The organism is Aquabacterium sp. TM01 (genome assembly GCF_057808345.1).
Genome location: NZ_AP046529.1, coordinates 1,750,934 through 1,775,309, shown reverse-complemented (window position 1 = coordinate 1,775,309; position 24,376 = coordinate 1,750,934). Strand labels below are relative to the sequence as shown.

General features: G+C 64.4%; 20 protein-coding genes. 3 read left to right on the top strand and 17 right to left on the bottom strand.

Annotated elements, in window-relative coordinates; all coding sequences use genetic code 11:
* Nucleotides 1–34 precede the first annotated feature (34 nt).
* Nucleotides 35–439, top strand: a complete 405-nt coding sequence (locus AC3WW4_RS08125) for a ribonucleotide reductase subunit alpha (RefSeq protein WP_488827887.1) — start codon at nucleotides 35–37, stop codon at nucleotides 437–439.
* A 66-nt stretch (nucleotides 440–505) separates the two neighbouring features.
* On the opposite strand, the gene AC3WW4_RS08120 is transcribed toward AC3WW4_RS08125, so the two are convergent.
* The 8 genes from AC3WW4_RS08120 to ubiU all read right to left on the bottom strand — a co-directional run bounded on the left by AC3WW4_RS08120 (nucleotide 506) and on the right by ubiU (nucleotide 10,894).
* Nucleotides 506–2,080 (bottom strand): TolC family protein, encoded by a 1,575-nt coding sequence (locus AC3WW4_RS08120; RefSeq protein ID WP_488827886.1) that lies wholly within the window; start codon nucleotides 2,078–2,080, stop codon nucleotides 506–508.
* A 29-nt stretch (nucleotides 2,081–2,109) separates the two neighbouring features.
* Nucleotides 2,110–3,234: an ABC transporter permease gene (locus AC3WW4_RS08115; RefSeq protein WP_488827885.1), complete on the bottom strand. Its 1,125-nt coding sequence runs from the start codon at nucleotides 3,232–3,234 to the stop codon at nucleotides 2,110–2,112.
* A 1-nt stretch (nucleotide 3,235) separates the two neighbouring features.
* Nucleotides 3,236–5,977, bottom strand: coding sequence for a ribosome-associated ATPase/putative transporter RbbA (gene rbbA / locus AC3WW4_RS08110; RefSeq protein WP_488827884.1), 2,742 nt, complete (start codon nucleotides 5,975–5,977; stop codon nucleotides 3,236–3,238).
* A gap of 7 nt (nucleotides 5,978–5,984) precedes the next feature.
* Nucleotides 5,985–6,995 (bottom strand): HlyD family secretion protein, encoded by a 1,011-nt coding sequence (locus tag AC3WW4_RS08105; RefSeq protein ID WP_488827883.1) that lies wholly within the window; start codon nucleotides 6,993–6,995, stop codon nucleotides 5,985–5,987.
* Between the two features lie 191 nt (nucleotides 6,996–7,186).
* Nucleotides 7,187–8,545 carry an NnrS family protein gene (locus AC3WW4_RS08100; RefSeq protein ID WP_488827882.1) on the bottom strand — a complete coding sequence of 453 codons (1,359 nt, stop codon included), beginning with the start codon at nucleotides 8,543–8,545 and terminating at the stop codon, nucleotides 7,187–7,189.
* Nucleotides 8,535–8,960, bottom strand: a complete 426-nt coding sequence (gene ubiT / locus AC3WW4_RS08095) for a ubiquinone anaerobic biosynthesis accessory factor UbiT (protein ID WP_488827881.1) — start codon at nucleotides 8,958–8,960, stop codon at nucleotides 8,535–8,537. The genes AC3WW4_RS08100 and ubiT overlap by 11 nt, the downstream gene beginning before the upstream one ends.
* The gene (locus AC3WW4_RS08090; protein WP_488827879.1) at nucleotides 8,957–9,853 is read right to left on the bottom strand and encodes a U32 family peptidase; all 897 of its coding nucleotides are present in this window, start codon (nucleotides 9,851–9,853) and stop codon (nucleotides 8,957–8,959) included. The genes ubiT and AC3WW4_RS08090 overlap by 4 nt, the downstream gene beginning before the upstream one ends.
* 27 nt (nucleotides 9,854–9,880) lie before the next feature.
* A complete protein-coding gene (ubiU, locus tag AC3WW4_RS08085) occupies nucleotides 9,881–10,894 on the bottom strand; it encodes a ubiquinone anaerobic biosynthesis protein UbiU (RefSeq protein ID WP_488827877.1) in 1,014 nt (337 codons plus the stop codon).
* 315 nt (nucleotides 10,895–11,209) lie between these two features.
* Here ubiU and AC3WW4_RS08080 point away from each other — a divergent pair, with 315 nt between their 5' ends.
* Both AC3WW4_RS08080 and AC3WW4_RS08075 read left to right on the top strand, forming a co-directional pair.
* A complete protein-coding gene (locus tag AC3WW4_RS08080; protein ID WP_488827876.1) occupies nucleotides 11,210–11,662 on the top strand; it encodes a putative zinc-binding protein in 453 nt (150 codons plus the stop codon).
* Nucleotides 11,663–11,676: 14 nt separating this feature from the next.
* Complete coding sequence (locus tag AC3WW4_RS08075; protein WP_488827875.1) at nucleotides 11,677–13,242, top strand: methyl-accepting chemotaxis protein; 1,566 nt, start codon at nucleotides 11,677–11,679, stop codon at nucleotides 13,240–13,242.
* Nucleotides 13,243–13,259: 17 nt separating this feature from the next.
* Here the strand turns inward: AC3WW4_RS08075 and AC3WW4_RS08070 are convergent, their stop codons facing one another.
* The 9 genes from AC3WW4_RS08070 to AC3WW4_RS08030 all read right to left on the bottom strand — a co-directional run bounded on the left by AC3WW4_RS08070 (nucleotide 13,260) and on the right by AC3WW4_RS08030 (nucleotide 24,373).
* Complete coding sequence (locus tag AC3WW4_RS08070) at nucleotides 13,260–13,520, bottom strand: hypothetical protein (protein ID WP_488827874.1); 261 nt, start codon at nucleotides 13,518–13,520, stop codon at nucleotides 13,260–13,262.
* A gap of 169 nt (nucleotides 13,521–13,689) precedes the next feature.
* Entirely contained in the window at nucleotides 13,690–14,385 is a 696-nt protein-coding gene (locus AC3WW4_RS08065; RefSeq protein WP_488827873.1) for a Crp/Fnr family transcriptional regulator, read from the bottom strand.
* A gap of 147 nt (nucleotides 14,386–14,532) precedes the next feature.
* Nucleotides 14,533–15,234 carry a carbonic anhydrase gene (locus AC3WW4_RS08060; RefSeq protein WP_488827872.1) on the bottom strand — a complete coding sequence of 234 codons (702 nt, stop codon included), beginning with the start codon at nucleotides 15,232–15,234 and terminating at the stop codon, nucleotides 14,533–14,535.
* Nucleotides 15,235–16,026: a peptidylprolyl isomerase gene (locus AC3WW4_RS08055; RefSeq protein ID WP_488829708.1), complete on the bottom strand. Its 792-nt coding sequence runs from the start codon at nucleotides 16,024–16,026 to the stop codon at nucleotides 15,235–15,237.
* Nucleotides 16,027–16,040: 14 nt separating this feature from the next.
* Nucleotides 16,041–16,742 carry a respiratory nitrate reductase subunit gamma gene (gene narI, locus AC3WW4_RS08050; protein ID WP_488827871.1) on the bottom strand — a complete coding sequence of 234 codons (702 nt, stop codon included), beginning with the start codon at nucleotides 16,740–16,742 and terminating at the stop codon, nucleotides 16,041–16,043.
* Nucleotides 16,739–17,461 (bottom strand): nitrate reductase molybdenum cofactor assembly chaperone, encoded by a 723-nt coding sequence (gene narJ, locus AC3WW4_RS08045; protein WP_488827870.1) that lies wholly within the window; start codon nucleotides 17,459–17,461, stop codon nucleotides 16,739–16,741. The genes narI and narJ overlap by 4 nt, the downstream gene beginning before the upstream one ends.
* A 2-nt stretch (nucleotides 17,462–17,463) precedes the next feature.
* Entirely contained in the window at nucleotides 17,464–18,987 is a 1,524-nt protein-coding gene (gene narH, locus AC3WW4_RS08040) for a nitrate reductase subunit beta (RefSeq protein ID WP_488827869.1), read from the bottom strand.
* 76 nt (nucleotides 18,988–19,063) lie between these two features.
* Nucleotides 19,064–22,888 carry a nitrate reductase subunit alpha gene (locus AC3WW4_RS08035; RefSeq protein WP_488827868.1) on the bottom strand — a complete coding sequence of 1,275 codons (3,825 nt, stop codon included), beginning with the start codon at nucleotides 22,886–22,888 and terminating at the stop codon, nucleotides 19,064–19,066.
* 33 nt (nucleotides 22,889–22,921) lie between these two features.
* Entirely contained in the window at nucleotides 22,922–24,373 is a 1,452-nt protein-coding gene (locus AC3WW4_RS08030) for a NarK family nitrate/nitrite MFS transporter (protein WP_488827867.1), read from the bottom strand.
* Nucleotides 24,374–24,376 lie beyond the last annotated feature (3 nt).

Sequence of the window (24,376 nt, the reverse complement as noted above, 5' to 3'; positions counted from 1 at the left end):
AGACTGCGGGCAGAACCCTCTCCCTTTTGACGCCATGAACATTTCGCATTTCAACGACCTGCTGGAAGCTGCTCGTCAGCAACCTGACGCCCAGCGCCTGTTGCTGGTGTTTACCGGGGCCGGCCTGCCCGACGATGCCACCCCAGAGCAAAAGGCCGCGTTTGACGCCGGCCACGGTGGCGAGTTGACGCCCTTGATGTGCGTGGACAAGACGCCCAACGAGATCGGCAGTTTCGAAAAGCTGGTGAGCGAGGCCGCACAGTTCGGCCACGATTGGGTGGTGGTGTTCGTGGCCGGGATGTCTGGCATCGGGCCACGCGCGCCATCGACCGAGGATGCGCAGTCGCACCTGCAGGGCATGGTGGACGCGATCAAGGTGGGGCAGATTGACAACTTCATCCCCTTCAATCTGGATGGCGATGCGATTCGCTTGAACTGAGCGACGTCAAACGACGCTGAGCGAGTCGCAGCGACCCGCTCACGCCGCTCAGCCCACGTCTTCCACTCACTCCGAGATGGCGATCTGAGTCGGCGGTGCGGCAGCGGGCGCGGGCGCAGGGGCCCAACCACCGCCCAAGGCCTTGTAGAGCAGCACCGTATGGGTGTTGAGCTCGATTTCGGCCTGCGTGGCCTCGTCTTCGCGCTTGAGCGCGTCGGCCTGGGCTTCCAGCGCCGCTTGCAGCAAGGCCTGTCCCGCGCCAAAGTGCGCCATGCGCTCGCGCGCGAACTGGTGTGCGAGGTCGGCGGTCTGAGTCAGGTAAGCCACGCGTGAGGTGAAGGCGCGGTGGGCGGTGTAGACGTTCTCCACGTCTTCCAGGGCCCCCAGCACGGTCTTTTCATATTCGAGCGCCACGCCTTCGAGCTGCGCCTCGTTGGCCGCAATGTTGGCGCGGATACGACCTGCTGTGAAGATGGGCAGGCGCAGGCCCACCCCCAATGATTGGGTGCCGAAGTTGTAGCCCTCGATGTTGTCAGGGTGGGCACGCCCCGCCGAGGCGCCCAGGCCGATGTAGAACTTGGGGAACAGCTCGGCGCGGGCCGAGCCCACTTTGGCCGCCTGGGAGCGCACCTTGCGCTCCAACCCGCGTACGTCCGGACGGCGGGCCAGCACATCGCCCGGCAACACAGCCGGCAAGCTGGGCGGGCGCTGGGCCCCGGGGGGCTGCGGCGGCAGTTCTGTCAGGCTCTGCGGGGTTTGGCCCATGAGCACGGCGATGCGCCGCAAGTGGCTGGCCAGCAAGGCTTTCAGGGGCTCGACCTTGGACTGGGCATCGCGCAGGTACATCTCGGCGCGCGCGACATCGGCGGCCTCGGTTTGCCCGGACTGGAAGCGCCCTCGGGCGTACTTCACGCCGCGCTCGGCCACGTAGATGGCCCGCTCGACGATGCGCATGCGCTTTTCCACGCCGCGCGCTTCGAAGTAGCGGGTGGCGATGTCGGCCGCCAACATGAGCTGGGCACCGTGCTGCTGTTCGTGCGCGCCCAGAATGAGCTGGTGCACCATCTCGGCATCGGCATGGCGGGCGCCGAAGATGTCCACCTCCCAGGTGGCGGCCAGGCCGTAGGCGTGGGTGTTGCCCAGCGGCATGCTGGCGTTTTGAGGGAAATTGGGGGTCACGTTACCCGGCAGGGGAATGGGGATGCTGCCCGGCCAGCCGGGAACGGCCGAGCCACCGAGCTGCGTGGGCACGGCCCCGCTTTCGCGCGAGCGCCCTGCCCCGGCGGCCAGCTCGACCGTGGGGTAGTAGGCCGATTCGGCCATGCCGTGAAAGGCCCGCGCCTCCTTGATGCGAGCCAGCGCGATGCGCACATCGACGTTCTGGCGCAGGCCTTCTTCGATGTAGCCGCTCAACACCGGGTCATCGAGCTGCTTCCACCACTGGGCGATGTCGGCGCTGCCGTGGGCCGTGGCCGGATCGACCGAGTCGAACTGCCCTGGCACCTGAACGGCCAGCGGCGGCATGTCGACGTTCACGGTGGTACAGGCCGAGGCCAGCAAGGTCACGGCCGCCGCCGCGAGCAGACGCACGGTGGTGGGAAAGGTGGCGGATCGGTTCACCAGACTGCGATGAGCACGCATGTGTCACTCCAAAAAGCGAGAATAGGGTTTCAGCCCTGACGGGCCAGCATGGAGCGAAAGCGCATCAGCGCCAGCGCCAGGAAAGCGATGCCGATGCCGCCCACGGCCAGCATCTGTGGCCAGACGATGTCCACCCCGGCCGCCCGGTACAAGATGCCCTGGGTGAGCTGGACGTAGTGGGTCGAGGGGGAGAGTTGCATGAGATGCTGCAACCACATCGGCATGTTCTCGAACGGGGTGGCCGAGCCCGATAGCATGTACATGACCACGAAGACAGGCACCGCCAGCAGACCGAACTGCGGCATGGACGACGCAACCGTGGCGAGCAGGATGCCCAGCGCAGTCAGCGAGAACAGGTAGAGCCCGGTGCCCAGCAGGAACAGGCCCACCGAGCCCTCGACCGGCACCCCGAGCACACCTTCGATGATGGCCAGCACGGACACGGCCACCGCCAGCAGGATCACCAGGCCGTTGGCCACGATCTTCGCAACCGCGATCTCGCTGGGGCGCACCGGCATCACCAACAGGTGCTCGATGGTGCCGCGCTCGCGCTCCCGAATGACCGCCGCCCCCACCAGCACCACCGACAACACGGTCACGTTGTTGATGAGCTGCATCACCGAGGTGAACCAGCTGGTGATGGTGTTGGGGTTGTAGAGCACATGGATGACCTGGCGCATCGGGAGCCGTTTGTCCAGGCCCTCTACCTTGAACTCGCTGAGCGTTTCACTCAGCACGATCTCGGTGATGTAGGCGATGCCCAGTTGCGCCTGGGCCATGGCGGTGGCGTCCACCGTCAACTGCACGGTGGTGGGTCGCTGGCCTTGGAGATCGGCCTCGAACTGCTGCGGGATCTCAAGGATGAAGAGATAGCGCCCCTCGTCCATGGCCTGTTGCGCCGTCTCCGGAGTGAGATCGACCGGCGTCTGAAACATGGGCGGCTGCAAGGCGGCGCGGATGCGCTGGGACAGGCCGGACTGGTCGTGGTCGATGATGCCGATGGTCACGTTGGTGACGTCGGCCTTGGCGCCCACGGCCACCACGTAGACGGCCACCGTGAAGGAGATCAGGATGGCGCCCATCATGGTGCGGTCACGCAACACGCAGCGCAGCTCTTTGAGGCTGAGGTAGAAGACGTTGAGGAGCCAGATCATGTCAACGCTCCTGCTTGCTGACGAACAGGCGGGCTGCCGTCAGGTAGGCGACCGAAAAACCCATCATGACCACGCAGGCCACGCCCAGGGTGTGCCACTGCACTTGCCAGTTCTTGGTGAACACGCCCAGGCTGACCTTCTGGAACCACGAGGACGGAAAGCCTTGGGCGATGTAGAAGTTGACCCCGTCAAGCGTGGAAACCGGGCTGAGCACACCGGCAAAATTGGTGGTGATGATCACGCACAGGATGGCGGTGAGGAACTGCGCGGCCACCTGCGTTTGCACGAAGGCCGAGATCAACAAGCCCATGGCGGTGATGGCAAAGGCGTAGGCGGTGGCCCCCAGCGTGAGCGCCAGGAAACTGCCCTTGAGCGGCACCCCCAGGCCCCAGATCAGCACGGCCACCAGGGTGAGGTAGCTCAGCAAGGTCAGCGCCACATAGGGCAGTTGTTTGCCGACCAGAAACTCGCTGATGGCGCCCGGTGAGGCGTACAGGTTGACCATGGTGCCCATCTCCTTTTCGCGCACCACGCCCAGGGCGGTGAGCATGGCCGGGATCAAGGTCAGGGCCAGCATGAGGTTGCTGGGGCCGAACACGAAAACGCTCTGGTACGACGGGTTGTAGGCCATGCGCGGCGCCACCGTGATCGGCATGGTGGGCACCTCGGCCCCTGGCGTGGCCTGGGCGAGGCGCACGGCGTGTTCGATGGACACGGCCTTGATCGAGTTGACCGTGTGCGCGGCCCGCACCAGGCTGCCGCCATCGACGTAAAAGCCCACTTCCGGCTGCCGCTGACCGATCAGGTCACGCCCGAAGCCCGGCGGAAGGTCGATGACCAGCCAGGACTGGGAGGAGCGCAGTTGCGCGTCGATCTCGCTGGCGTCGCTGAGCGGCGGCATCTCGACAAAGTGCGTGGAGCCGGCAAAGTGCTCGACAAAGCGACGGCTGTCGGTGCTCTGGTCGCGGTCAAGCACGGAGAAGCGGATGTCCTCCACATCGAAGCTCAGGCCCCAGGTGGCCGCGCACAAAACGATGATGGGGCCGATGATGGCAAAGGCCAGGCGGATGCTGTCGTGGCGCAACTCCATGGCCTCGCGCTGGGCAAAGGCCCACATGCGGCTGAACCACAAGGCGATGGCCGAAGGCTGCGCGGCTTCGGATGCAGGCGGGGTCAGGGGCACGTCCAGCGGATCGTTCTCGATCGGGGTATGCGGCAGGTGTTCGGCCTCCTGGTCGGCCTCCAGGTAGTCGATGAAAGCCTGCTCCAGGGTTTCGCAGCCACGCTGGACACACAGATCGTCGGGCTTGCCCACGGCCAGCACACGCCCCCGGTGCATCAACGAGATGCGGTCGCAGCGCTGCGCCTCGTTCATGAAGTGGGTGGACACGAACAGGGTGACGCCCTCTTCGCGCGACAGGCGGATCATGTGGCGCCAGAACATGTCGCGGGCGGCCGGGTCGACGCCAGAGGTGGGCTCGTCGAGGATCAGCACCTCGGGCTTGTGCAGGCAGGCGGCGGCCAGTTGCAGACGTTGGCGGATGCCCAGCGACAGGCTGGAGGGCATGGCCTCGGCGTAGGGGCGCAGCTCGAAGGTGTCCAGCGAGGCTTCGATGGCCTGCGTGGCCGTGGCCGGGTCCATGCGGTACAGGCGTGCGTGCAGCACCAGGTTCTGGCGCACGGACAGCTCTTCGTACAGCGAGAAGAGCTGCGACATGTAGCCGATGTGCAAGCGGGTGCGCAGGTCGGACGCATCCACCGGCTTGCCCAGCAGGCGCGCCGAACCCTCGGTGATGTCGAGCAGGCCGGTGAGCATCTTCATGGTCGTGGTCTTGCCACAACCGTTGGAGCCCAGGAAACCGAAGATCTCGCCGCGGGGGATGCAGAAGGTCACGTCGCGCGCGGCCACGAAATCGCCAAAGCGGCGTGTGAGGCCTTCGGCTTCCATCGCCGGGGGGCCATCGTGCGGGGGCAAAGGCGGGATCAGCAGCGGCGCGGTGTCGCCCTTGCGGGAGAGCTTGATGTACGCCTCCTCCAGACTGGCCGAGCGGGTTTGCTCCAGCACCCCAATGGTGGGCGCGCACACCAGCACGCGGCCTTCGTCCATCGCCACGAGGTGATCGAAGCGCTCGGCCTCTTCCATGTAGGCGGTGGCCACCAGCACCGTCATGTGTGGGCGCTCCAGTCGCAGGCTCTCGACCAGCGCCCAGAACTGGCGGCGTGACAAGGGGTCCACGCCGGTGGTGGGTTCGTCGAGGATGAGCAGGTCTGGGTTGTGCACCAGGGCCGCGCACAGCGAGACCTTCTGCTTCATGCCGCCCGAGAGCTTGCCCGCCGGACGCGCATGAAAGGGATCGAGCGCCGTGGCGCGCATGAGGCGCTGGATGCGTGCGTCACGCTCGGCCGGCGGCACCCCGAACAGGCGCGCCGAGAAATCGATGTTGTCGTAAACGGACAGGGAGCGGTACAGGTTGCGCCCGAGGCCTTGGGGCATGTAGGCCACACGGGGGGCCAGCTCGCGCCGGTAGGCGGCATCGGCCACGTCCCCGCCCAGCACGCTCAAGCGGCCGGACTGCAGCTTCTTGACCCCGGCCATGAGCGCGAGCAAGGTGGACTTGCCCACCCCATCGGGCCCCACCAAACCCACGGTCTTGCCCATGGGCAGGGACAGGCTGACCTGATCCAGGGCCGGCTTGCCGTCGTAGGCATGGCTGACCGACTCGACGATGATGGCGTACTGCATGACGGGCTCACCAGGCGCTGGCGGTACGGGCGTCGGCGGTCTTGCTCTCTGTCGCAGCGGGAGGTTCGCTCAGGCGCACGAAGCCGTTGCCGGTCAGTCCTCCTTTGAGCAGACCCGCATGCGTCAGGGCCACTTCAGGCGGCAGTGACAGCTTGACGCGGAAGCTCAGTTTCTCTCGCTCGCTGGCGGTCTCGACATGCTTGGGGGTGAACTGGGCATCGGCGGACACGAAGCTGACCTTGGCAGGCAGGCGCAGATCGGGCGCGGCATCGAGCACGATGCGGGCCTCGTCACCGACGCGGACCTGACCGGCCACCTTGGTGGGCAGGAAGATGGTCATGTGCACCTGAGAGGTGTCGACCAGGGTGGCCACACGGCCCCCGGCCGGAATGACCGAACCGGGCTCGACCACGCGGTACTCGATGCGGCCCCCGACGGGTGCCTTGAGGGTGTGATCGGCGATGGCGTTTTTCAGGCGCGCGATGCCGGCGTCGGCTTCGGCCTGGGCCGCTTTGGCCTCACCCACCGCCGACGTGGCAATGTGCACGCCACCGGCTTCGCCATCTCGCTGTGCCTGGCGCTTCTTGAGCTCGGAGTCGGAGATGAGCGTGTCGTCGCGCATCTTCACGGCGTTGTCAAAGTCCATCTGCGCGACCTTGGCCTTGAGGCTTTGCACACGCACCTCTCCTTGTGCGCGGGCCATGGCCTGCGTCGCACGTTGGCGCATGGCCACCACGCCATCGAGTTGGCGCTGCAGATCGGTGGTGTCCATCTGCGCGATCATGTCGCCGACGTTGACGAGGTCACCCTCGTGCACGGCGATGGTTTGCACCTGCCCCGGGAATTTGGTCGCGATCTCGATGCGCTGGACGTCCAGACGACCGTTGCCGGAGACGATCTTGGGAGCGGCTTCTTCGGAGCGAAGGACGCCCCAGGTGGCCCAGGCACCGGAGACCGTGAGCGCGGACACCACTGCGCCCAGAATGAAGCCGCGATAGGGATGGAGAGAGAACTTCATGGCAGTCACTTTGATGGTTCGGTCACTTGATGATCGACCCAGCAAAATGCTCGGACATTGAAGTAGATCAGACGCCACTCGACCCCATTCAAGGGGTCTGTCGCACAGGAATACCGGGTGTCAGCCAAACACCCCATCGATACAAGGGTTTGCCCGATCGATGGCCACCACGCGCGGTGGTGCGTCCCGACTCAACCCGGCCGACCGTCGACCCGGGGCTGGCCATACCAGCGCCAGTGGCGTGCACTCCATGCGCCCAGCGTCAGCAACCACAGAGTGGCCGCAGCCAGCAACAGGTGACTGGCTTGCGCAGGCCAGAGCGTGGCGGTCAGCCTCGTCAGCGTCGCCAGTTGCAAGCCCCAGAACAGCCCCCATGCCATCGCATCGGCCGCGAGGACGCGGCCACTGTGCCCGCAGCTCACACGGGTGACCATGGCCAGCAGCACACTGCCCAGAAAGCCCATCGTCAAGGCATGCAGAGGCAGCAGCGAGGGAATGTCCACGCCCTGAGCGCGCATCCCCACGGTGAAGGCATCCAGGCAGAAGGCCACACCCAGCCAGACAAAACCCAGGTGCAGCATGGCCAGCAAGCGGTTGCGCAGGCTGCGCCACAGTCCCCAGCGTACGGCCAAGGCCAGGATCAGCACACCCGAGATCAGGGCGGTGCCAAATCGCACCCTCCACAGCCAGGACGGCGTCGGCAGGCCACGCGCTTCCAGCCACACCCAGGCCCCTTGCACAAAGACCATGCCGAGCAAGGTCCACAGCAACCAGTTGGGGCGCCAGGCATCCAGGCTGGGCACGGCCGAGGCCGAGAAGAACGGGATCATGCGGTGAGCCACCACCACATACACCGGCACGATGAAGCACCACAAGGCCAGCAGCACCGCCGTGCGCACCACGGCGTAAGCCTGGGTGGCCAGACCGACGGAGGTCGCCATCATGGTCAGCAAACCGATCAGGCTCGCGGCGGCAATCAGGCTGGCGTGCAGTCGATCAGGGGCCGGGCTGCGCTGGACCATGCCCACGAAGCGCCCCGACAGCATCGCCCAACCCAAGGTGACCAGCGCCATGCCCGCCGCGGCCAGGGTGTGATGCACATGAGCCCCCACCAGCACCGTGGTCCAGCCGGCCACCATCGCCAGCACACCCGGCAGGATCTGCCGCGCGTTCACCTCGGGCGCGCGCAACCACTTGGGGCCCGCGGTGAACAAAAAACCCGTGAAGAACAGGGGCATGAAGCCCAGGCTCATCAACAGCGCGTGCACAAAGGTCTCCGGCACGGCCATGCCCATGTGCCAGGCCCCGCTGCTGCGACCCAGCATCACCAGCCACCACCACAGCGCCGCCACCGTCATCACGGCGACGGCACTGGCAAACGCCAGCCGGTGCGGGGCATGCAACAACAAGGCCCAACGCCATGTGGCCGGCTGCAACTTGGCCTGTGCGCGGGCTTGCGCCGGCGTCATCGAGGCAGACGAGGCGGCCGTGACCTGGGGCGACTGTGGTTTGAGAGGAATGACGGGGCGAGTCGGCTTGTCAGCGGGCATGGTGCGTGGTGGGACGCCCTGCAAACGGCCAACGAGGTGGCCCCACGGCGTCCAGCGTGTTCTTGAGGAGCAGACCATACTCGGTATCGCCCTCCATGACCATCCGCCGATCGAAGAACAAGGTGTCCGGGTCGTCCTGGCCTTGTAGCAGGCGCCAGTAGACCAGCGCTGTGGCCTTCAGGCGCAGCGCCACGGGCTGGCCTGCTGACGCTGGTGACAGGCCCCGCGGCCCGGCCTGGAGGCGGCAGGTGATGCCCAGGTCATCGACCACGAGTTCCACCACCCGGCCAGAGAGCTCAGCCTGGGTGGCTTCGTCCACCTGGGGCCACCACAGGCGGTTGAGCGCCTGTGCCATCACCATCGAAGGCGGCCACACCGGCAAGCGGCGCACCACGTTACGCAAAAGCTGTTTCATGAATTGACCCACACCATGCCCGGGCGCTGGGGCCGGGCGTACCCATTGGACAAAGGTCCCGGCATGCGCAGGGCCTGGACGCCCGCGAGCGCCTCACTGCTGGGCGCACCGTAGTTCATCACGGCATCGAACTGGCGCAGCACCTCGGCAAAGTCCTGCGAGGTGGGCGACAGGCGCAAACGCTGCACCCCTGCCGCTTGCAAGGCTTCGCGCTCGCCCAGCAGACACTGCACCGTGCCGGACTGGGTCTGGATGCCGTTGAGCGCCAGGAAGTCCTGCCCCTCGCGCGTGCGCAGGGCCAGGCCATCGGGGTCATCCAGACAGCGGAACTCGCAGTGGTCTTTTTGCAGATGATGGTGACGCGCCGTGAAGCAACGCGCCGACAAGGCCAGCGGCATGCGCCCGAAGGCAAACACCTCGCTTTGCACCGCCGATCCTGGCGGGCAGACCTTGCCCACATCGGGCAAGGACATCTCCACGGGCGCCACCCAGCGCGTGGCGCCCAGCGCCGCGTATTCGGCCAAAGACGGAGCGCTGTACACGTTCACATGCAGGCCGATCGCCCAGGGCGAGTGCCCGGCCAGCAGGCGCACGGCCGCCGTGTCATTGGCCTCCAGCATGAAGTCGCCCTGCTCCACCCAGCGGCGCAGGCTGCGCAGCTCAGCTTCGGTCTCCAGCAAGGCCTGGGTGCCGATCACCACCTCCTTGCCCGCCGCCTTCAGCTCACGCGCCAGGGCCAGCCAGTCCTCCGGCTTCATCTCATGGCGACGTGAACACACCACCTCGCCCAGGCACACCGTGTGCGCGGGCGAATCGGCCACCTCGGCGTAGAACGCCGTCAGGGTATCCCGGGACCAGTAGTACTGCACCGGCCCCACACTCAACTTGAACATGTCCATCCTTTGCGCAAGCATGTGCGCTCATTGCCACGGGCGCGAGAAAGCGCCCAAGGTGTGCTGCTGCCCCTCGGCCAATCGGCCCAGCGCGGCGGTCCAGGCGGGCTGCACCGTGTAACGCTCGGGCTGCGCCCGGCAGGCGTCAATGGCCTGGCGCCAGGTGCGCGTCACCTGCTCCACATACGCGGCACTGCGCTGGCGTCCTTCGATCTTGATGGCCGACACGCCCGCGCGCATCAAGTCCGGCAAGATGGCCAGGGTGTTGAGGCTGGTGGGCTCCTCGATGGCGTAGTCCACCGTGCCCTCCACGTCGAAGCGCCCCTTGCACAGCGTCGGATAGCCGCGTGACTCATTGGACTCGAAGCGGTCGATGAGGATGCCGCCCAGACGAGCGTCCACCCGTTCGCCACACTGATCCCAGCGCACCGCCGACGGGGGCGAACACACCCCGGCGTTGTTGGGCGACTGCCCGGTGGCATACGACGACAGCGCGCAGCGCCCTTCCACCATCACGCACAGGCTGCCGAAGCCGAACACCTCGATCTCGACGTTCGTGTTGCGAATCAAGTGCGCCACCTGAGACAGCGTCAGCACACGCGGCAAGACGGCACGCTGGATGCCATAGCGTTCGCGGTAGAACTCGATGGCCTCATAGTTCGTCGCCGAAGCCTGCACCGACAGATGCAGGCGCAAGTCAGGATGCGCGCGGCGCGCATACGCCATCACACCGGGGTCGGCCAGGATCAGGGCGTGGACGCCGATGTCCGCCGCCACGTCCACCGCATCGAACCAGCGCTGTGGCGCCTCGGCCTGCGCATAGGTGTTCAGGGCCATCAGCACCTTGCGGCCCCGGTCGCGGGCGTACTGCACGCCTTGCCGCGCCTGCTTCAGGTCGAAATTCAAGCCGGCAAAGTTGCGCGCATTGGTCACGTCCTTGAGGCCCATGTAGACCGCATCGGCACCCGCGTCCACCGCCAGTTGCAGCGAACGCAGCGAGCCTGCCGGACACACCAGTTCCGGGCCTTGAGTGGCATTCATCTCCAGCCTTTCATCCACGGACCGGCACGCGCCACCCCACGGGCAAACCCTAGCCCGGTCCACCGAGCGGATTCTGGTGACGACACCGCCTCGGGGTTTTGAGATGACGCAAAGCCCACCGATCGAACGACCCGATGCGATTCGCCCATCGTTCCAAAGAACGATGGCGCGTTAGCACATCGTTCGATCAGCCCGTTTTGATGCACGACAAGAACGGACCGCTTTACCGCTTCAACCCCTCCCCAAAAGCGCCGCGCAGGCCCATCATCCGTGCACCTATCGTTTACCCGACCTCATCTTCACTGGGACAGCGCCATGGCTCGCGAACACGAACAACTCTCTCTGGTGTATGCCTGTTCAGGCTGCTCCAGCGCCGCCCAGCTCGCCAACCACCTGGCTGTGCGACTGGACCGCGAAGGCAGCGCCGAGATGTCCTGCATTGCTGGCGTCGGGGGCCATGTGCCCAAGCTGGTCCGCACGGCCCAGGAAGCCGTGCAACACGGCCGACCCATCGTGGCCATCGACGGTTGTGCGCTCAGTTGCGTGAAGGCGTCCCTGGCCCGGCACGACCTCAGCCCCACCGTCCACATCCAGCTGGCGCATCGAGGGGTCAAGAAGGTCTACCGCACCGACTTTGACGAAAACCAGGCCAGCACCCTGCTGTCCGAACTGCGGGAGCAGGTGCAGACCCTGAACACCCAGTACGCAACACGCACCTCGCACTCACCCGCGGGTCTGGCCTCCCCATCCGAGACCGACCCGCATTGAAATGGAAAATCCTCATGACCACCCGCCACCTCGGCATCGGCCAACGCCTGGCCCTCGGCTTCGGCCTGCTGCTGCTCATGCTCGGCATCGCCGCCCTCATCGCCGCCACACAGTTCAAGCGCATCAGCCAGAACAACGAACAGATCATCAACGTGGAATGGCGCAAGTCCGAGGCCGCAGCCTTCGTCGATGCCACCACCCGCGCCAATGCACGCCACACCATGGCCTTGCTGCTCACCGACGACCCCGAACGTCGTGCCCAGCTCAACTTGTCCATCAACGAGAACAAGAAGCGCATTGACGACGCCATGCAGACCCTGGAGACCTTGATCTATCTGCCGGAGGCCAAGGCCATGATGCAGGAGATCAAGACCCGGCGGATTGCCTTTGTCGCGTCGTTCAACCGCGTTCGCCAACTTCAGGCTGATGGCCAGCAAGAACAAGCCATTCAGACCATGAACCAGGAAACCCTGCCCGCCATTGATGCGCTGCAGGCCCCCATCAGCGCTCTCACGGCCCTGCAAAGCCGTCTGGTCAGCGAACGGAGCCAGGCAACCCAAGAGGCCGTCGACACCTCCTTGCTGCTGATCCTCAGCCTCACGGGCGTGGCGCTGGTGGTGGGCACGATCACGGCCTATCGGATCACCCGCTCGATCCAGCGGCCCATTGCCCAGGCGGTGGCCCTGGCCCAGCAAGTGGCACAAGGCGATCTCACTGGCCATGTGGACATCCAGAGCCAGGACGAGATGGGCCGCCTGCTCACCGCCCTGCAAGCCATGAACAACAGCCTGGTCCACATTGTGGACAACGTGCGCCAAGGCTCGGAGACCATCTCCACCGCCACCAGCCAGATCGCCATGGGCAATCTGGACCTGTCACAACGAACGGAAGAGCAAGCCAGCTCGCTGCAGCAGGTGGCCGCCTCGCTGGAGCAACTGACCGCCACCGTTCAACACAACCTGGACAACGGTCGCCACGCCAATCAGGTGGCGTCCACCGCCGCCGACGTGGCCACACGCGGCGGGCAGGTGGTCACCGAGGTGGTGCACACCATGGAGGCCATCAGTGCCTCATCCAATCAGATTGCCGACATCATTGGTGTGATCGATGGCATTGCCTTCCAGACCAACCTGCTCGCCCTCAATGCCGCCGTGGAAGCCGCTCGGGCGGGCGAACAAGGCCGTGGCTTTGCCGTGGTGGCCAACGAAGTGCGCAGCCTCGCCGGACGCTCGGCCGAGGCCGCCAAGGAAATCAAGAAGCTGATCGAATCGTCGGCGGGCGATGTGCAACAGGGTTGCCGCCTGGTGGAACAAGCGGGCCGCACGATGCAGGACGTGGTCACCAATGTCAACGAAGTGGCCCACATCATGGCGGATCTGGCCCACGCCAGCGAAGAGCAATCGATGGGCATCGGCCAGATCAACCAGGCCATGGGCCAGATGGATCAGGTCACCCAGGGCAATGCCGCCTTGGTGGAAGAAGCGGCGGCGGCCGCTCAGTCACTTCAGAGCCAGTCTCAAGCGCTGGTTCAAACCGTGGATGTGTTCAAGCTGCGCGGCCCCGCTTTGACCCTGGCCTGATCACACCTCGCAGGGGGTCAGTTCGGACTGACTCCCAATGCCCCCACCGCATGCTGACTCAGATAGCCGCAGTTGTCGCAGATGATCGCCAAGGTGGGGATGGAGGCACCCGTCAAGGTCACGCTCTTGACATCGGGCTGCAGAACGTTGACCAGGCAGGCGTCCACCATCAGAAACTTCTCGTTGCCACACATCGGGCATGCCTCGGACCGGCCATTGGCGCGGATCTTCTGCGTGAGCGCGCCGATGAATTCCTGTTTTTTGTCTTCTGAAAGCATGGGGCAATCCGTTGAACGAGGAAAGGGCAACCGTGTTCGATTCTAGGACGCAATCATTGCAAAGTTGAGACAAGACCTCTGCCGACCTGACTGCCCAATGAAAGAGCCGCCAAGCATCTCGCTTGGCGGCTTTGCTGATGGCGTCTCACGGATATATATGGCGCTGATTTCAGCCGTAGCACGCCAATCTCTGCACATCCGGAATGTGGATCTGGCGGCGGTTCACCGCAATCAGGCCGTTGGCCTGCAGCTCATGGAGAATGCGGGAGAAGTGTTCGGGAGTGACCGACAGCAGCGAGGCGATGGTGCCTTTGCTGGCCGGCAGTGACACCGTGGCGTCGCGCTGCGTCACGGGTACCAGCCCGACGTCGGGCGATTGCACCAGATAGTCCACCACGCGCTTGATGCCCGAATGCAGGGTCAAGGCCTCGATGTCACGCACCAGGCCCGCAAAACGACGCGACAGGTCGGTGATGAAGCGCAGGGCCAGTTCCGGACTGCGATTGAGCTCGGTCATCAGCACATCTCTGGGCACCTCGACCATTTGCACGTCGCCCAGGGCGCTGGCGTTGACGCTGTGCGGTCGGTCATTGAACAGCAGCGCCTCGGTCACGCAGCCCCCCTCACCTACCACCTCAATGACCTTCTCATTGCCATTGGGGCCTTTGGCGTAGAGCTTCACCAACCCATCCACCACCAGGTACAGCCCCTCGCATTCGTCGCCAGCAGCGAAGATCTCGGTGCCGCGCGGAACGCGCCGAACACACGATGCGGCAGCAATGCGCTGCAACTCCGCCTCCGGCATGTTCTGGAACAGCACCTGACTGCCCAGGTACGACACCACATCCAGCCGACGTGAAACCATGATTGACCCCTCCTCCTGTGAACTGAGGTGGATTTTGGGTATAAGTCACGGGTGTGGATTTGACGCGGCGCAAAGCCGGCCTTAGGGAGGACCCCCTCGTTATCCCCTCGTCCGAATGGCGGATGCCGTTTGACGGGCGGAGACCTGTCAGCAGGGTGGATACCAGGACGAGTCGACCTCGTTGAAGATCGAGCTGCTGTCGACGTCCATGTCGTGATACGGGCCCGTTCCGCTGTGCTCCGCCGCCGAAGCGGGGACGAATTTGCCCGATTTGACATCAAAGACGTGAATCTCTCCGTCTTCGATGACGTAATGCCAGCCATGTAGCGCAATCTGGCGTTTTTCCACCCGCTGCCGCACCATCGGGTAGTCCATCAGGCGCTCAAGTTGCAGCACCACGGAGCGCTGCTCCGTACGCCTCAAGGCCTCCTGCGTCACCTGCACCGGCAAAGCGGCCTCGCGCGCAAGGTCCAGCCAGGCATTGAGGTTCTGGGCTTCCGGAGAGATTTCTTCGTAGAGCGCCTTCATGGCGCCGCAGTGCGAATGCCCGCACACCACAATGTGGCTGACGTGCAGGTTCAGCACCGCGTACTCAATGGCTGCTGCCGTACCGTGCAGGCCATGCAGGCCGTTATAGGGCGGGATGAGCGCCCCGACGTTGCGCACAATGAACAGCTCACCCGGCCCCGACCCCGTCAACATATAAGGCAAGAGACGGGAGTCAGAACACCCCACGAACAGGATCGTGGGGTGCTGGCCCTGCTCAACCAACTCCTTGAACTGCCCCTGATGTTGGGGAAAGTAGTCCGTTCGAAAGCGACGGATCCGCTTGAGCAGGTCGTCGTCCATTTATTGCAACAGCGGTGAGTCAGCCACATCCAGGTCCACACCGTGGACCTCCCAACGGCCAGCCAGCAGTTGCATGGCCTGGCGCAAAGCCGTCACCCACACCTGTTGACGCAAGGACTGGGCAACCGCCTCTTGCACGACTTCGAATGGCTGCATCTGACCGGGGTCACGCTGCAACACCTCGACCACATGCAGGCCAAAGCGGCTGTGCACCAGGCGAGGCAAGACGCCCACGTTGGCCGTGCCTTCGTCCTGCCCGAACAGCTCGCGGGCGAACTCAGGTGCGCAATCGGCCGCACTGAGCCAACCCAGGTCGCCGCCCTGCGTGGAGCTGGGGCAATTGGACAGATCCGCGGCCACCTCGGCGAAGCGACGCGGCTCGGCACGCACATCCAGCAAGGCCTGCTCGGCTCGCAGGCGCAAAGCCTTCACGTCGACGCCTGGCGTGACCGCGAACAAGATGTGACGCGCCTGCACGCGCTCACCCAGCGCGTACTGCGAGGGGTGCGCGGCGTAATGCCGGCGGCAGGAGGCCTCATCGGGCTCGGGCACCTGCAGGTTCTGCGCCAGCCACAGGTCGATGGCCTCGGCGGCCGCCTCGGTCATCACACCATCGACCGGTTGAGGATCGTCGGCGGCCAGCAGGCCCTCGTCGATGGCCGCCTGGCGCAACAATTCCAGGCTGGCACGTTGGCGACACTCGGATTCGGTGAGGCTGGTCGAGTCATCGGCCAGCAGCACATCACCGACGCGCAGGGGGCGTGCCCCCGCGGTGGACAGATTCACGCTCATCATCGCCCGGCCCCTTACTTGTTGATGCCGATCTTACGGCTACGCACCACCTGCCACGGACGGGCAATGTAGCCCACCGAAGCAAAGCCGCTCCACACGTGCACCAGGCGGGTGAACGGGAAGATGGCGAACAAGCTCATGCCCATGAACATGTGAATCTTGAAGACCACGGAGACGCCCGTGATGAAGCTGGGAGCGTCACCCTGGAAGGTCACCAGGTGCTGCGCCCACGACATCAGCAGGAGCATGGTGCCGCCATCGCTGTGCTGCACGGACAACGGCACCGTGGACAGGCCCAACAGCAACGTGGCCAGGATCCAGAACAGCACCAGGAAGTCACGACCACGCGAGGTGGCACGCACGCGAGGGTTGGTCAGGCGGCGGTGGATCAGCAGGATCAGGCCGATCAAGGCGATGACCCCCAGGATGCCGCCGGCCACCACCGCCAGCATCTGCTTTTGACCCGCCGTGATGCCCAGTGCGTGGATGACCGCGTGCGGCGTCAACATGCCCACGAAGTGCCCAAAGAACAGCCCGATGATCCCCACGTGGAACAGGTTGGACCCCCACCTCAGGCTGCCCGTGGACAGCATCTGGCTCGACTCGCTGCGCCACGAATACTGCTCGCGGTCAAAGCGCATCAGGCTGCCGAAGATGAACAAGGCACCGCAGATGTAGGGATAGATGCCGAAGATGAATTGATGAGAGAGGCTCATGCTGATGCTCCTCGTTGGGGGGTCGATGCGGTCCGCCGCACGATCTGGATGGGTTGAGGCTGGTCCGGGCTTTGCTGGCCCTTGCTGCTGCAACCGGCGAAGGCTTCAGGCTCGGCCCAGCTTTCGTCGAGGTCCTCGTCGGCCACCACGGCCACGGTCTCGATGTCCTGCTTGCCAATTTCCAGCACCGCGCCCACGACGTGGGCATACAGGCTCTGGCGCTTGACCAGGGCTGTGTGCACCGCGTTGAGGATGTGAGCGATCTCACCGATGAAGTCGCGCATCTGCGCGGCCGTCAGGGTCGAGATGAACTCCAGCACCACGGGCAAGTAGTCGGGCAACTCACCGCCCACCTTGGCCGGGTCCAGCATCAGGCCGGCCTGCTCGTAGGTCTTGATCAGGTCGATCATGGCCGGGCCACGGTCGCGCGAGTCGCCATGCACATGCTCGAACAGGTGCAAGGAGGTGGCACGGCCCCGGTCGAACAGCTCGACATAGGCCTCCTCCACGGCAAACGGATCCTGCTGGATCAGCGTGCCGAGCAGTTTGTTGAGGCCCAGCAAGCGCTGGTCGCTCACCGCGCCTTCGTTGGCCAGCACCTGCTGCAACTCGGGCAGCACGGCACGCAGGTCGGCGCCGGGGTAGCTGAGCAGGTGAGCCAGCGCCCGCAAGGTGTAGCTCGGGGTGACGTCAGGCTGACGTTGAAAAAATGAAGTCATGCTCACATCTCCGACTTGATGGGAATAGTGCGCTTTTTGGTTCCACCAAACAGGCTGGAATCGCTGGCACCATCCGAACAACCGTTGCCAAAGGTGAAGCCGCAGCCACCGCGCAGGTCGAAGGCATCCTCGGCGTACTCACGGTGAGCCGACGGGATCACGAAGCGGTCTTCGTAGTTGGCAATGGCCATCACGTGGTACATGTCCTCCACGGTGTGCTTGTCCATCGCCACCTGGGCCAGCACCTCGGTGTTCTCGACGCCATCCACGTGGCGGCTGCGCATGTAAGCGCGCATCGCCAGCATGCGTTCCAGCGCGCGAGTCACCGGGAAGGTGTCGCCGGCGGTCAGCAGGTTGGCCAGGTACTTGACCGGGATGCGCAGCTGCTTGACGTCGGGGATCTGACCGTTGACGCCCAAGTCGCCCACGTTGGCCGCAGCCTGGATGGGAGACAGAGGCGGCACGTACCAGACCATGGGCAGCGTGCGGTACTCGGGGTGCAGCGGCAGGGCCACCTTCCAGTCCACGGCCATCTTGTAGACGGGGCTGTGGCGGGCAGCGACCAGCCAGGCTTCAGGGATGCCGTCCTTGCGGGCCTGTTCGATCACCTTGGGATCGTTGGGGTCCAGGAACAGGTTCAGCTGGGCCTGGTACAGGTCACGGTCGTGCTCGACGCTGGCGGCGGCCTGGATGCCGTCTGCGTCATACAGCAGCACACCCAGGTAGCGGATGCGGCCCACGCAGGTTTCGGAGCAGACCGTGGGTTGGCCGGCTTCGATACGGGGGTAGCAGAAGATGCACTTCTCGGCCTTGCCCGACTTCCAGTTGTAGTAGATCTTCTTGTACGGACAGCCCGAGACGCACATGCGCCAGCCGCGGCACTTGTCCTGGTCGATCAGGACGATGCCGTCTTCCTCGCGCTTGTAGATCGAGCCCGAAGGACACGATGCCACGCAGGCGGGGTTCAGGCAGTGCTCGCACAGGCGAGGCAAGTACATCATGAAGGTGTTTTCGAACTGACCGTAGATGTCCTTCTGGATGTCTTCGAAGTTCTGGTCCTTGCTGCGCTTGCTGAACTCGCCACCGAGAATTTCTTCCCAGTTCGGGCCCCACTCGATCTTCTCCATGCGCTGACCGGTGATCAGGCTGCGTGGGCGCGCGGTGGGCGCGGCCTTCGACTTGGGCGCGTTTTGCAGGTGCTCGTAGTCGAAGGTGAAGGGCTCGTAGTAGTCGTCGATCTCGGGCAGGTTCGGGTTAGCGAAGATCTTCATCAGCAAGCTGAGCTTGCCGCCTTGGCGAGGCTCGATCTTGCCGTTGGCCTTGCGCACCCAACCCCCATTCCACTTGCTCTGGTTTTCCCATTCCTTGGGATAACCAATGCCGGGCTTGGTTTCGACGTTGTTGAACCAGGCGTACTCGACGCCCGGGCGACTGGTCCAGACGTTCTTGCAGGTCACCGAACAGGTGTGGCAACCAATGCACTTGTCCAGGTTCAGGACCATGCCAATTTGAGCGCGGATTTTCATGCTGCCTCCTGCAGAGCCGCCTCAAAGGAGGCAACAGCCCCCACGGGGGGGAGCGAACGAATGTGAGCTTTGGGGGTCATGCATGCACTCCTTGTGCGCTGGTGGCGGAACCTTCACCGTCCAGCCAGTCAACCTTGTTCATCTTGCGAACCACCACGAACTCGTCACGGTTGGTGCCGATGGTGCCGTAGTAGTTGAAGCCGTAGCTCAGCTGGGCGTAGCCACCGATCATGTGGGTGGGCTTGAGCACGATGCGGGTCACCGAGTTGTGGATGCCGCCGCGGGTGCCGGTGATCTCCGAGCCCGGGGTGTTGATGATCTTTTCCTGAGCGTGGTACATCATGACCATGCCGGGATTCACGCGCTGACTCACCACCGCACGGGCCGCGATGGCACCGTTGGTGTTGAACAGCTCGACCCAGTCGTTGTCCACGATGCCGGCCTTCTTCGCGTCGTCTTCACTCAGCCAGATCACTGGGCCACCGCGGTTGAGCGTGAGCATCAACAGGTTGTCGGTGTAGGTGGAGTGGATGCCCCACTTCTGGTGCGGCGTGATGAAGTTGAGCGCGATCTCCTTATTGCCGTTGGGCTTGCGATCCTGCACTTCATGCAGGGTCTTCAAGTCAACCGGCGGACGATAGGAGACGAAGCCTTCGCCGAAGGCGCGCATCCAGGCGTGGTCCATGTAGAACTGCTGACGCCCGGTCAGGGTGCGCCATGGGATGTACTCGTGCACGTTGGTGTAGCCAGCGTTGTAAGACACCTTTTCGCTTTCCAGGCCTGACCAGGTCGGCGAGGAAATGATCTTGCGCGGCTGCGCCTGGATGTCGCGATAACGGATCTTCTCGTCTTCGCGGTGCAGGGCCAGGTGGGTGTGATCCCGACCGGTCTGCTTGCCCAGCGCGTCCCAGGCCTTGACGGCGACGTGGCCGTTGGTCTCGGGCGCCAGCATCAGCACCACTTCGGTGGCGTCGATGTCGGACTCGATCTTCGGGAAGCCCTGGCTGACGCCTTCCTCACGCACGCGGCCGTTGAGGTCGCCCAGCGCATGGACCTCGTCGTCGGTGTTCCAGCCGATGCCCTTGCCGCCATTGCCCAGCTTGTTCATCAGCGGGCCCAGGGAGGTGAAGCGCTTGAACACGTTCGGATAGTCACGCTCGACCACGGTGATCTGCGGCGCGGTCTTGCCCGGGATCAGGTCGACCTCGCCACGCTTCCAGTCCATCACGTCGAACGGCTGAGCCATCTCGCCAGCCGTGTCGTGCATGATCGGGGTCATCACGACTTCCTTCTCGGTGCCCAGGTGGCCCACGCAGACTTCGGAGAAGGTCTTGGCAAAGCCCTTGTAGATCTCCCAGTCAGAGCGCGCTTCCCAGGCCGGGTCCACCGCTGCAGACAGCGGGTGGATGAAGGGGTGCATGTCGGACGTGTTGAGGTCGTTCTTCTCGTACCAGGTGGCCGTGGGCAACACGATGTCGGAATACAGACAGGTGGTGCTCATGCGGAAGTCGAGCGTGACCAGCAGGTCCAGCTTGCCTTCGGGCGCCTTGTCGTGCCACTTGACCTCTTGCGGTTTGGCGTCTTCCGAGCCCAGGTCCTTGCCCTGCACGCCGTTGGTGGTGCCCAGCAGGTGCTTGAGGAAGTACTCGTGTCCCTTGCCAGACGAGCCCAGGATGTTGGAGCGCCACACGAACATGTTTCGCGGCCAATTGGCCGGATTGTCCGGATCCTGGCAGGACATCTTGAGCGAGCCATCCTTCAAGGCGTTGACGGCGTAGTCCTTGGGGTCCATGCCCATGGCCTGAGCGTCCTTGACGACCTTCAGAGGGTTGGTTTCCAGTTGCGGGGCCGACGGCAGCCAACCCATGCGCTCGGCACGCACGTTGTAGTCGATCATGCTGCCGCCAAACTGACTCTTGTCGGCCAGCGGTGAGAGCACCTCTTCGACGCCCAGCTTTTCGTAGCGCCACTGGTCGGTGTGCGCGTAGAAGAAGCTGGTGGAGTTTTGTTGACGGGGCGGACGCGACCAGTCGAGGGCGAAGGCCAGCGCCGTCCAGCCGGTTTGCGGACGCAGCTTTTCCTGGCCCACATAGTGAGCCCAGCCGCCGCCGCTCTGACCGATACAGCCGCACATCATCAGCATGTTGATGATGCCGCGGTAGTTCATGTCGCAGTGGTACCAGTGGTTCATGGCCGCACCGATGATGACCATGGACTTGCCCTTGGTCTTGTCGGCGTTGTCGGCAAACTGGCTGGCCACGGTGATGACCTGGGCGCGCGGCACCCCGGTGATCTGCTCTTGCCACGCCGGGGTGTAAGGCACGTTCTCGTCAAACGACTTGGCGCCATCGTCCACCAACTGGCCAGCGGCGTTCTTCAGACCGCGGTTCACGCCGTAGCTGGCCACCTGCAGGTCGAACACGGTCGCCACCCAGGCTTCGCGGGTCTGGCCGTTCTTGTCCTGCACCGTGATGCGCTTCATGGGCACATTGCGCAGCAGGATGTCGCCTTGCTTGTTGCTCGGGAAGTTCGGCGTGTCGATGCCACCGAAATACGGGAAGGCGACCTTGTTGACCTCGGCCGTCTGGTTCTCTGCCTTGGCGGCATCTTCCAGCACCGACAGCTTCAGGCCGACCAGACGGTCGCTCACGCCTTCCTTGGTTTCCAGGTTCCACTTGCCTTCGTCGGCACGGCCAGCGGCGCCCCAACGGAAGCCGATGGAGCCGTTCGGCACCACGATGGAGCCGTCGGCGTCATACGCCAGGGTCTTCCATTCGGTGTTGGTGCCAGCACCGATCTCACCGCTCATGTCACTGGCGCGCAGGTAGCGGCCGGGAACCAGGGCCTTGCCAGCCGGGGTGTCTTGCTCGTCGAGCATCACCAGCATCGGCAGGTCGGTGTAGCGGCGAGCGTAGTCGTCGAAGTAGGCCGAACGCTTGTCGAAGTAGAACTGCTTGAGGATCACATGGCCCATGGCCATGGCGACCGCCGCGTCGGTGCCCTGCTTCGGGTGCATCCAGATGTCGGCCAGCTTTGAGATCTCGGCGTAGTCAGGGGTGACCGCCACCGTCTTCGTGCCCTTGTAGCGGACTTCGGTGAAGAAGTGGGCGTCCGGTGTACGCGTCTGGGGCACGTTCGAACCCCAGGCGATGATGAAGCTCGAGTTGTACCAATCGGCCGACTCGGGCACGTCGGTCTGCTCGCCCCAGATTTGTGGGCTGGCAGGTGGCAGGTCGCAGTACCAGTCGTAGAACGACATGGCGACGCCGCCGATCAGGCTCAGGTAACGCGTACCGGCGGCGTAGCTGATCATGGACATGGCCGGGATCGGCGAGAAGCCAATGATGCGGTCCGGGCCGTATTGCTTGATCGTGTAGACGTTCGAAGACGCCACGATCTCGTTGACCTCGTCCCAGCTGGCGCGCACGAAGCCACCGAGGCCGCGCTCCTTCTGCCAGCTGCGGCGGGTCTCCGGGTTGCTCATCAGGGCAGCCCAGGCATCGACCGGCGACTTGGCGATGGCACGTGCCGCACGCCAGTGCTTGAGCAACTCACCGCGCACCATCGGGTGCTTGACTCGGTTGGCGCTGTACAGATACCAGGAATAGCTGGCGCCGCGGGCGCAACCACGGGGTTCGTGGTTGGGCAGGTCGTCGCGGGTGCGAGGGTAGTCGGTCTGCTGGGTTTCCCAGGTGACGATGCCGCCCTTGACGTAGACCTTCCACGAGCAAGAGCCCGTGCAGTTCACGCCGTGGGTGGAGCGCACGATTTTGTCGTGCTGCCAGCGGTTGCGGTAGGCGTCTTCCCAGGTGCGATCCTCGCCCGTGGTGACGCCGTGGCCTTCTGCAAACTCTTCTTTGGGTTGAGCGAAGAAGGTCAAGCGGTCCAAAAAGTGACTCATGTGTTGACTCCTGTCAGATTCACGTGTGAGGGATCAGCAAGGCTGCTCGGCACCCTTGCGGGCGTAGTACCACCAGGTGGTCACGATGCACAGCAGGTAGAAGCCGATGAAAGTGATCAGCGCCAGCTCCGGGCCGCCCGTCGCACCGATCGAGGTGCCATAGCTCTTGGGGATGAAGAAGCCGCCGTAGGCCGCCACGGCTGCGGTGAAGCCCAGCACAGCGGCCGCTTCGGTGTTCGCTTCCTTGATGGCGGCGTTCATGCCGGCCTCGTCGTTGCGCTTGACCTTGCTGGTCTTGAGGTTCAGGAAGATCACCGGGATCATGCGGAAGGTCGAGCCGTTGCCAATGCCGGTGGTCAGGAACAGCACCAGGAACATCAGGAAGAAGCCGGTGAAGTTGCCTGCTGCCGGGCCGATCGACAAGGCATAGGCGCTGCCCGTGCCCTTGGGCAGGAAGAACAGCACGCCCACCACCGCCAAGGCCATGACCACGAAATTCCAGAAGGTGACGCGGGCGCCGCCCAACTTGTCAGACAACCATCCACCCACCGGGCGAATCAGCGCACCGACCAGAGGACCAATCCAGGCGTACGCCAGGGGGTTCACCTCCTTGAACTGCGACTTGATCAGCAGCGGGAAGCCAGCGGCGTAGCCGATGAAGGAGCCGAACGTGCCCAGGTACAGGATGCACATCAGCCAGTTGTGCTTGCTGCGGAAGATGGCAGCTTGCGTGGCAAACGAGGCCTTGGCGTCCGCGAGGTCGTTCATGAAGAACCAGGCGGCCAGACTCACGATGATGATCCAGGGCACCCAGACGAAGGCAGCGTTCTGCGCCCAGATCTCGGACGACTGCCCGGCCTTGTTGACGATGGTCTGCGACTCACCGCCCAGCACGCCGAACAGGCCCACCGAGATGATGATGGGGCTGAGGAACTGCACCACCGACACGCCCAGGTTGCCCAGGCCAGCGTTCACGCCCAGGGCCGAGCCCTTGCGCTCCTTGGGGAAGAAGAAGCTGATGTTGGACATGGACGACGAGAAGTTGCCGCCCCCGAAGCCGCACAGCAGCGCCAGGATCAACATCGTCGGATAGGGCGTGGTGGGGTCCTGCACCGCGAAGCCGATGCCCACAGCGGGGATCAGCAGCGAGGCGGTGGAGATGGCCGTCCAGCGACGACCACCGACCAGCGGCACCATGAAGGAGTAGAAGATGCGCAGTGTGGCGCCGGAGAGCGCTGGCGCCGAGGCCAGCCAGAACAACTGGTTGGTGCTGTAGTTGAAGCCCATCATCGGCAGATTGACCGCGACGACGCTCCACATCTGCCAGATGGCAAAGGCCAGGAACAGCGCCGGGACCGAAATCCACAGATTGAGCTTGGCAACCGCCTGACCTTCTGCTTCCCAGAAGGCCTTGTCTTCTGGGGTCCAGACCGTCAGGGTCGTGCCTGGGCGGGCCTTGCCTGCCGAGGTTTTGATTGTTGACATGAT